The organism is Haloleucobacter albus, assembly GCF_052492075.1.
Genome location: NZ_JBQWAS010000021.1, coordinates 151386 through 162500, shown reverse-complemented (window position 1 = coordinate 162500; position 11115 = coordinate 151386). Strand labels below are relative to the sequence as shown.

Sequence of the window (11115 nt, the reverse complement as noted above, 5' to 3'; positions counted from 1 at the left end):
ATGATATCGACGGTGCCTGCCTGGTCGGGCAAAACCATGGGCCGTCGCGTGCGGCGAGATATGGTGTTGCCGCTTTTCGTGCTGGTGGCGCTCTTCTTTGCCTTGCTTGCCAGCTATCCGTGGATCGTGCTGTCCGTATGCTCGGTTTTGTATCTGGCCTTGTTGCCAATTTCGACTCTGCGATACCGGCGGCTCATGAAGGTTTGGCAGGCCGAAAAGGCGGGTCATCCAGATTGAACGGCTGAGTCTGCACGCCTGTGGTCTATGCGCCGCATGCGTGCAGAATCTCATTTTTGCACCCCATCTTCATCGTCAAGATGTAAAGATCGACGCCTTCAACTCTGCCGTGGGCTTGTGGAAGACGGTGAAGAGGCCGAGCCTGTCACCTTTTTGAGACAGTGTCGGGTGGCATGGGCCGCTTCCTCCTAACCCCCCGCAGCACAAGACTCTTCGTCGCTCTCCCCAACGCTCTGATGCGATATGTTGTGCGTCTGTCATGATGCGCGTACAATATATGCGCAAATCGACCCCATTGACGGGGTATGGGACTCGCTCTAGCGTCTCGCAACTCAGCCTCCCATAGCAGGCATTTTGCCCGTTCGGAGGCTGGTTGCGTCTGCTGCACAATATAGTTTGCACCCTTGGGGCCTCGTTTCCGCAGGCTTCCGGGAACGCCTCGTTATGCCCTGCTTCAGGCAGGGCGATCGTCAGTGAGAGCTGTCGCCAGATAAGGCTGACATAAGGGAGAAGGTCATGCGCTTTGAACGTCGATACACGCAGGAAGGACGTTCCCCTTACGCTGATATCGCGTTCCGCACGACCGTCAGCGAAATTCGCAATCCGGATGGCTCCGTGGTGTTCCGCCAGGAGGGGATTCAGGTTCCGGCCCAGTTCTCGCAGGTGGCCAGCGATATTCTGGCGCAGAAATATTTCCGCAAGGCGGGGGTGCCTGCACGGCTGAAGAAGGTGGAGGAGCATGATGTGCCCTCCTTCCTGTGGCGCTCCGTGCCGGATCAGGATGCACTGGCTCTGCTGCCCGAAGCCGGGCGTTATGTGGGTGAGGCGGATGCCCGGCAGGTGTTTGACCGGCTGGCTGGCACCTGGACCTATTGGGGCTGGAAGGGCGGCTATTTCGATACCGAAGCCGACGCGCAGACTTTCTTTGACGAGCATCGCTACATGCTCGCCATGCAGATGGCTGCGCCCAATTCCCCGCAATGGTTCAATACCGGCCTGCACTGGGCCTATGGCATTGACGGGCCGGGGCAGGGCCATTTTTACGTTGATTATCGCACGGGTGAGCTTCTGGCCTCGACCTCGGCCTATGAACACCCCCAGCCGCATGCCTGCTTCATCCAGTCCGTGGGTGATGATCTCGTGAATGAGGGCGGCATCATGGATCTGTGGGTCCGTGAGGCGCGCCTGTTCAAATATGGCTCGGGCACGGGCTCCAATTTCTCCTCTCTGCGGGCGGAGGGCGAGCGTCTCTCCGGCGGCGGGCGCTCCTCCGGCCTCATGAGCTTCCTGAAGATCGGGGACCGGGCGGCCGGGGCCATCAAGTCCGGCGGCACCACGCGGCGGGCGGCCAAGATGGTGGTGGTGGATGCCGACCATCCCGATGTTGAAGCCTATGTCGAATGGAAGGTGAAGGAAGAGCAGAAGGTGGCGGCGCTCGTCACCGGGTCGCGTCTGAACGCCAGGCATCTGAAGGCCATCATGAAGGCCTGCGTGAATTGTGATGGCGAGGGCGATTCCTGCTTCGACCCGGAGCGCAACCCCGCTCTCAAGCGCGAGATCCGCGCAGCGCGCAAGGTGGCGGTGGCTGATACCGCTATTCGTCGCGTCATCCAGTTCGCTCGGCAGGGCTACAAGGATATTGATTTCGATATCTATGACACGGATTGGGATGGCGAGGCCTATCTGACGGTGGCCGGCCAGAATTCCAACAATTCCGTGCGGGTGTCGGATGATTTCCTGCGGGCTGTCGAGGCTGATGAGGACTGGAACCTGATCCGCCGCACCGATGGCCAGGTGGCGCGCACCGTGAAGGCGCGGGACCTGTGGGAGAAGATCGGTTCGGCGGCATGGCATTGTGCTGATCCGGGTATCCAGTTCCACACCACCATCAATGATTGGCACACCTGCCCGGCGGGCGGCGATATTCGCGCCTCCAATCCGTGCTCGGAATATATGTTCCTGGATGACACGGCCTGCAATCTGGCTTCGTTGAACCTTTTGCAGTTCCGCGACAAGGACAAGCAGTTCGACGTTTCCAGCTATGAGCACGCCGTGCGGCTGTGGACCGTGGTGCTCGAAGTCTCGGTTCTGATGGCGCAGTTCCCCTCGCGCCGCATTGCGGAATTGTCCTATCAATATCGCACGCTGGGGCTGGGCTACGCCAATATTGGCGGCCTTCTGATGTCCTCCGGCATTCCGTATGATTCTGCGGAAGGCCGGGCCATTTGCGGTGCGCTCACCGCCATCATGACGGGCGTGGCCTATGCGACCTCCGCAGAAATGGCGCGCGAGCTGGGGGCTTTCCCGGCTTATGACGAGAATGCCGGCTCCATGCTGCGGGTCATCCGCAACCATCGCCGTGCAGCCTATGGCCATGCGGAAGGGTATGAGAAACTCTCCATCGCCCCGGTGCCGCTGGATGTGACGGCCTGCCCCTCGCGCCTCGTGAACCATGCCGCACGGGCGTGGGATCGTGCGCTGGAGCTGGGCGAGCGCCACGGCTATCGCAATGCGCAGGTCTCCGTCATCGCCCCCACCGGCACCATTGGTCTGGTGATGGATTGCGACACCACCGGGATTGAGCCTGATTTCGCTCTGGTGAAGTTCAAGAAGCTGGCCGGCGGCGGCTATTTCAAGATCATCAACCGTGCCGTGCCGGATGCCCTGCGGGCGCTGGGCTACAGCGAGGCCGAAATCGCCGAGATGGAAGCCTATGCTGTGGGCCATGGCACGCTGGATCAGGCCCCGGCCATCAATCCATCCAGCCTGCGGGCCAAGGGTTTTGATGATGCCGCGCTGGCCAAGGCTGCGGCTGCGGTGAAGACCGCGTTCGATATCAAGTTCGCCTTCAATCGCTGGACCTTCGGCGAGGAATTCCTGACGAAGCAGCTGAAGGTGACATCGGCCCAGCTTGCTGACCCGAAGTTTGATCTTCTGGCTTTCCTCGGCTTCTCCAAGGCTGAGATTGACGCCGCCAATGTGCATGTGTGCGGTGCCATGACGCTGGAAGGCGCGCCGCATTTGAAGGATGAGCATCTGCCGGTGTTCGATTGCGCCTCGCCTTGCGGACGCATGGGCAAGCGTTATCTCTCGGTGGAAAGCCACATCCGCATGATGGCTGCGGCCCAGCCCTTCATCTCTGGCGCGATTTCCAAGACCATCAACATGCCGAATGAGGCTGGCGTCGAGGATAGCAAGGCCGCCTATATGCTCTCCTGGCGGCTGGCGTTGAAGGCGAATGCCCTTTACCGCGATGGCTCCAAGCTCTCCCAGCCCCTCAATGCCCAGCTGGTGGCGGATGAGGATGATGAGGACGATGCCGTTGAGGTGCTGATGGCCCAGCCGGCCGTTGCCCGCGCCGCTGTCGTGACCGAGAAGGTCGTGGAAAAGGTGGTGGAGCGGATTGTCGAGCACCGCGTGCGTGCCCGCGAGAAGATGCCGGATCGCCGCAAGGGCTATACCCAGAAGGCGCTTGTAGGCGGACACAAGGTGTATCTGCGTACGGGTGAATATGATGATGGCCGCCTCGGTGAGATCTTCATCGACATGCACAAGGAGGGCGCGGCCCTTCGCTCGCTGTTGAACAATTTCGCCATCGCCATCTCGCTCGGCCTGCAATATGGCGTGCCGCTGGATGAATATGTGGACGCCTTCACCTTTACCCGCTTCGAGCCAGCCGGCCCGGTGCAGGGCAATGAGGCGATCAAATACGCGACCTCTATTCTGGACTATGTGTTCCGCGAGCTGGCCGTTTCCTATATGGGCCGCAATGATCTGGGCCATGTGGATCTGAGCGATACGGGCTTTGATGCGCTGGGCAAGGGTGCGGATGAGGGCAAGGCTTCCAACCCGGCCCGCATCGTCTCCAAGGGGCTGGTGCGCGGCAAGGCGGTGAATCTTGTGGTGCCGCAGCCCACCGTCAGCACGCCGGCTCCCGGAAATGGCGAGACGCGCGGGCAGGGGGATAATGTCACCGTTCTGCGCGGTCGCAGCAGTGAGACCACCGTGGCGCTGAAGGTGGAAACTGCCGAACTGACGGAAACGGTGGTGGAGACGGAAGTCGATCTGGGCGAGACCACGGCGGAACTGCCTTGGCGCAATGCCTCCGCCCGCAAGGCCGAAGCCCGTGCAGAGGCGCGCGCCAAGGGCTATGAGGGTGAGGCTTGCCCGGAGTGCATGAACTTCACGCTGGTGCGCAATGGCACCTGCCTGAAGTGCGACACCTGCGGTGCCACGACGGGCTGTAGCTGAGCCCGGTTGTGAAAGTTCAGGGCGCGCGCCAGACTGTCGTGCTCCGGCCTTTCAAGTGATCCTGTTCGCCCACCCCTGCATGTCGCAGGGGTGGGCGATGCCTTTCTGACGTGGGAAGGTGGTGGTTCTCGATTCTGGTTCGGTTTATGGTCTTGGCAGGGAAATCCGCGCGCTCTGTTGCAGCTGGAGATGTACCCATTCCAGCGGCGGTTGTGGCAGATGTGTGCGTCACAGGCCGGGCCGCCGCATATGTCTGCGGCATGCGATTTGAGGAACGAGATGACCACCGATACGCTGGAACGCCCTGCTGAGAGCCGGGCCAAGGCGCTGAAGGCGCTGACCCACGAGACCCACGACAAGCTCGATAAATCCATCATGGCCGGCCGGCCATTTGAGAGCCGGGAACGTTATGGTCTGTTCCTGAAGGTCCAGTATCTGTTTCATCGCGATATTGAGGCGCTCTATTCCAATCCGGTTCTGGATGGCATGTTGCCGGATTTGGAGGGGCGTCGGCGCTTTGCGCAAGTGGCGCAGGATCTGGCTGATCTCGGCATTACGCCGCCGGATGCTACCCAGCCGCCAGCTTTTGAAGGCGGCGAAGTGGATATTCCCACGGCGATGGGCTGGCTCTATGTGGCAGAAGGTTCCAACATGGGGGCGGCCTTCCTGCTGAAGGCGGCGGCTGGGCTGGGGCTTTCCGAAACATTCGGGGCGCATCATCTGGCGGGGGCACCGGAAGGGCGTGGCCTGCACTGGCGCACCTTCACCGCAGCGCTGGACAAGGTGGATCTGGATGAAGCCGGTGAAGCCCGCGTGGCGGCAGGCGCTGAGGCCGCCTTCCATCGCGTGCATGGTCTGGTGACGCAGATGTTCGCAAACGCCTGAGGGGGCTGGCGGCAACGCGAGCTGATCCTGATGCGCCTTCATGGGCGCTTCTGACATATGGCCTGTTTATGAGAACCGGCTCCATGGCGCATCCATGGGGCCGGTTTTGTTTTGGCTCGGGCGCTGTCTGGGCGGACAGCAGGCGCGAGTGCTTCTTCTCCGCAATGAATGGGTTCGCGTCGTTTCGCGACGGATATGGCGCACATCCTGCGAAGCCGGCTTTTTACGGCTTGCGTGCGCTTTACCCCTTTACGCGCCATCTAGAGATATAATATATCATTTTGTGTCGTCGAGTGCGGCGCGTGGTCGGGCAGGTTCTTCTGCTTGTGCTGTCTGGCCACGCGCCCTCGTCTTTCATCCATCAACCGGAGTGATGTGACATGCGGGAAACCCGCCTGCCGGTAACGGTGCTGTCCGGCTTTCTCGGTTCCGGAAAAACCACACTGCTCAACCACATCCTCGCCAATCGCGAGGGGCTGAAGGTTGCCGTCATCGTCAATGACATGAGCGAGGTGAATATTGATGCAGAGCTGGTGCGCTCCGGTGGGGCGGATCTGTCTCACACCCAGGAAAAGCTGGTGGAGATGACCAATGGCTGCATTTGTTGCACCCTGCGTGATGATCTGCTGAGTGAAGTTCGTCGGCTGGCCGATGAAAAGCGGTTTGATTATCTGCTGATTGAATCCACCGGTATCGCCGAGCCCTTGCCCGTGGCCGCCACCTTCGATTTTCGCGATGAGGAGGGCTTCTCCCTGTCCGACATCGCCCGTCTCGATACCATGGTGACGGTGGTCGATGCCGCCAATCTGTTGCGCAATTTCGGCTCGCGCGATTTCCTGCGCGACAGGGGTGAGATTGCCGGCGAGGGAGATGACCGCACTCTTGTGGATCTTCTGACGGAGCAGATCGAATTTGCCGATGTGATCGTGCTCAACAAGGTTTCGGAAGTTGCCCCGGAACAGCGGGCCACAGTGCGTGGCGTGGTGAAAGCGCTGAACCCCGATGCCCGTCTGATCGAGACCGATTATTCCCGCGTTTCCACCCGTGATGTGCTGGGCACCGGGCGGTTCGATAGTGACAAGGCCAGCTTGCACCCCATGTGGGCCAAGGAACTCAACGGTTTCAAGGACCATGTGCCGGAGACGGAGGAGTATGGCATTTCCAGCTTCGTCTATAGGGCACGCCGTCCCTTTCAGCCGAAGCGTTTCAATGATTTTCTGGCGCGGACATGGCCGGGGCTGGTGCGGGCCAAGGGCTTGTTCTGGCTGGCGACCCGCCCGCGCCGCGTGGGAGAGATGAGCCTGGCCGGGGCGATCTGCCAGACAGGTTCCATCGGCCGCTGGTGGGCCAGCGTGCCGGAGGAATATTGGCCCACCCAACCAGACTGGCGTTCCTGGCTGCGTGCCCAATGGGTGCCCGGCTATGGCGACCGGCGACAGGAGCTGGTGTTTATTGGCATGGGGATGGATGAAGCGGCCATGCGCGCGGAGCTGGATGCCTGCCTGATCGGCCCGGATGACCCTAAGGAATTCAACCCGGAAGCCCTGCAATATCTGCCAGACCCCTTTCCGGCCTGGGAGGCGGCCCCAGCCTGAGGGAATAGCGGCACGTTTTAGAGAGCAAGATCCGGGAAGTCTGGCTTCCCGGATTTTTTGCGTGCACAGTCTGGAGGTGGTCGGCCATTGCGCGAGGCGTTGATGCTGCTTTTCAAATGCCAGAGCTGCGGGCAGGTTCTCTATTTTGAGAATACGATCTGCCAAATCTGTGGCCACCGCATTGGCTACCTGCCGGATATGGGAACGCTGAGCGCTGTGGTGCCCGATGGGCCGAACTGGATAGCGCTGGCCAGCCCAGACCGGCGCTATCGTTTCTGCGCCAACTGGGAACAGAGCGCCTGCAACTGGATGGTCGATACGGGGAGCGGGGAGAGTTACTGTCTGGCCTGCCAGCATAACCGCACAATACCGGATGTGTCCCTGTCGGATCATCTGCGTAACTGGCAGAAGATAGAAGAGGCCAAGCGTCGTCTCTTCTATTCTCTCATTCGCCTGCAACTGCCTATTCCCACGGTGGTGAGCGGAGATGCAGAACCGTTGGTTTTTGATTTTCCGGCAGACCCACCTTCCGGGCCTCGAGTGAAGACAGGGCATGATAATGGCCTCATCACCATCGCCCTGAGCGAAGCGGATGACGCCCGAAGGGAGGCCGCGCGAGCCTCCATGGGCGAATTGTATCGCACGCTGCTGGGGCATTTCCGCCATGAGGTTGGCCATTATTACTGGGACAGGCTGGTGCGTGACGGCGGGCAACTGGAGAGTTTCCGCGCGGTCTTCGGTGATGAGCGGAAAGATTATGCCGTCGCTCTGGACCAGCATTATCAGCAGGGCGCACCGGCTGGCTGGCAGAACAGTTTCGTCAGCGCCTATGCCACCATGCATCCTTGGGAAGACTGGGCCGAAACATGGGCGCACTATCTGCACATTCTCGACACGCTGGAAATGGCTGGCGCTTTTGGTATTCGCATTGATCCGGGCATCACATCGGATCAGCATATGGGAATGAACGCCATCTTCAGCCCGATGCAGGCCAATGATATGGATGTATTGGTGAAAGCATGGCTTCCGCTGACATACGCCATCAACTGCCTGAACCGCTCAATGGGGCAGCCTGATCTTTACCCATTCATGATTCCACCACCAGTGGTGGGCAAGCTTGGCTATATTCATAATCTGGTGCAAGGCCGCGCATAAGGCTTTTTTGCACTGAGGAGCCGGGACACGGGGTCACTGACGTTACCCCATTGAACTAATCCGGTTTGAAGTAGTCTCTGGCACCGTGAAAAGGACCAGAGATGAAGTGCAATCGATTTTCCAAAGAGCAGATCATTGGGATATTGAAGGAGTACGAGACGGATGTTCCTGTCGCGGAATTGTGCCGCAAGCACGGCGTTAGCAATGCTGGCACCTACAAGTGGAAGGCCAAGTATGGCGGCATGTATGTCAGCGGCAACTGGCTAAAGACGATTGAAGATGAGAGCGCCAAGCTGAAGAAGTTTCGGGCCGACAGCATGCTCGACAACGCGGCGCGGAAAGACTTCTTGTCAAAAAATGGTGACGCTCTCTGTAGAGCGAGTGGCAGGCGTGCAAGATCCTTGGCTGTTGCCGCATGACAAGGCGCTACCAGACCAAACGAGTGGACGATGTGGTGCTGCGCGAGTGGATGAAAGCGATTACCCATGAGCGGCGACGGTTCGGCTATCGATGACTACACGTCCTGCTCGCCGCGAAGGATATGAGGTCAATCACAAGCGCCTGTTCCACATTTACCGGGAAGAAAAGCTGTCTGTGCGTCGACGCGGTCGCCGGAAGCGGGCAATGGGCACAAGGGACCTGTGCTGATCCCTGCGGCTCCGAACGAGGGGTGGGTGCGACCTCGCCTATGGCCAGCTTACCGACAGCCGGCGCTTCCGTGTCCTTACGATCGTGGACGATTGCACCCGCGAAAGCCTGGCGCTTGACGCGATACGTCGCTCTCTGGCCTGTGTGTGGCCTAGGAACTGGAAGTGCTCATGGCGAGGCGCGGAAGGCCCAATATGGTGGTCAGCGATAACGACCGAGTTCACCTTGAATGCCATCCTGGGCTTCGCTGACCAGATGCAGATCGACTGGCGCGACATCGCGTCGGGAAAGCCGATGCAGAACGGCTTCATCGAAAACTTCAACAGTCGGCTCAGGGATGAACTGCTCAATGAGACGCTGTTCCCCTCGCTCTTGCACGTTCGGGCAATCCGGCAGGCTTGGTGAAACGGCTACAATCTCAAAAGACATCACTCCCGGCTCGGTTGGCTGACCCCAACCGAGTACGCCCACAATATGAACGCGAAACGGGATCTGCTGCGTCACCCGCCGCAGTGATGTCGACATGGGCCGTGGCATGAACAGTTGAGGCCTTGGGCACCATGTTTCTGGTGCGGGTTGCGACGTGATGGATCTCAATCCAGGCGGGAATTTTTCTGCAATGTAAATACCCCGATGCAATCTGTTTTGATTTCAATAGACAAGAGTATATTCTTAAATCTGTCGATACCGCTCAATATCAACCGTGTGTTGCTTGATACGACTGCGAATTTCAGACATTGTGCTTACAGTATGTAAGCTGGAGATTTGGTGGCCAATGAGAAGCGCAGCGTATTTTGTTGATGCGACAGATCCGGTCTATAGTGAGTCGATTAACTTTTCAATTATTGGTGGAAATACCGGTAACTGCGCATTCATCTCTGGAATTGCAGCGATCATCGATTTGGATGTCTTGCCAAGAGGCTATATACATGCTTCGAATGGCGAGCTTGCTGATTACAGCACATTCGTAACATCAGATCTCATCTGGATCAGGCAGGGCGTTGAAGCTCCCGATACGATAAAGACACTGCTTGATCGCCATTCTGATAAAAAAATTGTTGCGATCAGTGTTGGGCTTCATTCAAAGGAATATAGGTCGGATTTCGCTCTCAGCCCGGATATGAAATATACGCTTGAGCGGATTGCAGATCGGTCTACGATTGCCGTTCGGGGTAATTATACGGCTGAAATACTGAGTAAATATGGGATTCGGAATATCGAAGTCATCGGTTGCCCGTCAGTATATCAATACCCCCTCTATCAAAAGTCATTTCACACAATTTTAGACCGGTCGATGGCGGCTGAAGAGAGTGGGCGTTATACGGCGAACTTCCGAACGTTTTACGAAGCTTTGTCAGCTCAAGAAATTGAGACGCTCAGATACTTCGCCGACAACTTCCAAGGGTTTGCGGAGCAGACACATTTGCGCTTCTCTGAGATGAAGCCCTTTTCTGAGCCTGACTATGATCGAATTCGGGCATGGATCTCAGAAAATGAGAAAGTCATGTTTTCTCTTTCAGAATGGGTGGACTATTGCAGTCATTATGATTTTTCGATGGGATCGAGGTTCCATGGAAATGTCATAGCATTTCTGGCCGGAATTCGTTCGCTCGTCATTGTGTGCGATACGCGGACTCGGGAATTGGCAGAGTTTTTCTCATTCCCCTTCATTGAGGAAGATGAGTTTCAAGCAAATCTCCCTGTCTCTAGTTATATTGACAGGGCTGACTTCACGCCAATGATCTCTGATTACCACAACAAGATTGCACGCTTTCATATCTTTTTGCAGAGGAATGGTCTGCGGTTTTCTGATCGCTTCCAGGCGGCCTTGGGCGCGTTCGATTTTTCCCGGATCGGACGGCCTTGGATCGCAGATGTCGCGAATGACGGTGCAAATACATAAGCACGATATATATTTAGCGTGATCTTACTCCCAAGCTTTATCTGGCCCTGAATGTGTTCTGTGGTTGGGTTGTGGTGTGTTAAATAAGGGGCTGTCGCAGGGTCACTCATCTGGTATTGTGGCAGCTCTTCTTGCACTTAAGGTTGTGATGGTGGCCGGTGGTGTCCGTCGGTCCTGTACGGAGCGGGTCTTGTCCCGTTCTTTATTGGCTTGGTAGAGCATTGCGGCCGCGCTTTGTTGAGGGGGCTTAAAGGTGCTCCTCGCGATAGGGTCGGGATGGCCTTGTATTTGACGACAAGGCCATCCCGACCTGGCTGCACATGCAGGCGACGATGGCCAAAGCCTTGTCGCTCGTGAGCAAGGCTTCTCAGAGCTGTGATGGGGTGAGGGCGGTTTCCCTCTGGGCCTCACAATTTTCATTTTCATAGCAGACATGCAGCG

Annotated in this window: 6 protein-coding genes and 1 pseudogene (1 of these 7 cut by a window edge); all 7 read left to right on the top strand. The window is 58.0% G+C overall.

Going from position 1 to position 11115, the window contains the following annotated elements:
• A protein-coding gene (locus ACT6QH_RS05215) for a CDP-alcohol phosphatidyltransferase family protein (protein WP_444973752.1) crosses the window boundary here: on the top strand, positions 1–237 show its 3' portion. 585 nt of this gene lie to the left of the window's left edge; the window shows 237 of its 822 coding nt (coding positions 586–822); its start codon lies beyond the left edge, outside the window; its stop codon occupies positions 235–237.
• A 516-nt stretch (positions 238–753) separates the two neighbouring features.
• Positions 754–4488: a vitamin B12-dependent ribonucleotide reductase gene (locus tag ACT6QH_RS05210; RefSeq protein ID WP_444973751.1), complete on the top strand. Its 3735-nt coding sequence runs from the start codon at positions 754–756 to the stop codon at positions 4486–4488.
• 279 nt (positions 4489–4767) lie between these two features.
• Positions 4768–5373: a biliverdin-producing heme oxygenase gene (locus ACT6QH_RS05205; RefSeq protein ID WP_444973750.1), complete on the top strand. Its 606-nt coding sequence runs from the start codon at positions 4768–4770 to the stop codon at positions 5371–5373.
• 380 nt (positions 5374–5753) lie between these two features.
• Positions 5754–6968, top strand: coding sequence for a GTP-binding protein (locus tag ACT6QH_RS05200; RefSeq protein ID WP_444973749.1), 1215 nt, complete (start codon positions 5754–5756; stop codon positions 6966–6968).
• Between the two features lie 102 nt (positions 6969–7070).
• Positions 7071–8123: a zinc-binding metallopeptidase family protein gene (locus ACT6QH_RS05195; protein WP_444973748.1), complete on the top strand. Its 1053-nt coding sequence runs from the start codon at positions 7071–7073 to the stop codon at positions 8121–8123.
• Positions 8124–8224: 101 nt separating this feature from the next.
• Positions 8225–9287: pseudogene (locus tag ACT6QH_RS05190) on the top strand (IS3 family transposase).
• A 259-nt stretch (positions 9288–9546) separates the two neighbouring features.
• Positions 9547–10674: a polysaccharide pyruvyl transferase family protein gene (locus tag ACT6QH_RS05185; RefSeq protein WP_444973747.1), complete on the top strand. Its 1128-nt coding sequence runs from the start codon at positions 9547–9549 to the stop codon at positions 10672–10674.
• Positions 10675–11115 lie beyond the last annotated feature (441 nt).

Bases quoted from the DNA above. Each gene is read 5' to 3' on its own strand.
- ACT6QH_RS05195 (WP_444973748.1), top strand. From the start codon at position 7,071: ATGCTGCTTTTCAAATGCCAGAGCTGCGGGCAGGTTCTCTATTTTGAG.
- ACT6QH_RS05185 (WP_444973747.1), top strand. From the start codon at position 9,547: ATGAGAAGCGCAGCGTATTTTGTTGATGCGACAGATCCGGTCTATAGT.
- ACT6QH_RS05205 (WP_444973750.1), top strand. From the start codon at position 4,768: ATGACCACCGATACGCTGGAACGCCCTGCTGAGAGCCGGGCCAAGGCG.
- ACT6QH_RS05200 (WP_444973749.1), top strand. From the start codon at position 5,754: ATGCGGGAAACCCGCCTGCCGGTAACGGTGCTGTCCGGCTTTCTCGGT.
- ACT6QH_RS05210 (WP_444973751.1), top strand. From the start codon at position 754: ATGCGCTTTGAACGTCGATACACGCAGGAAGGACGTTCCCCTTACGCT.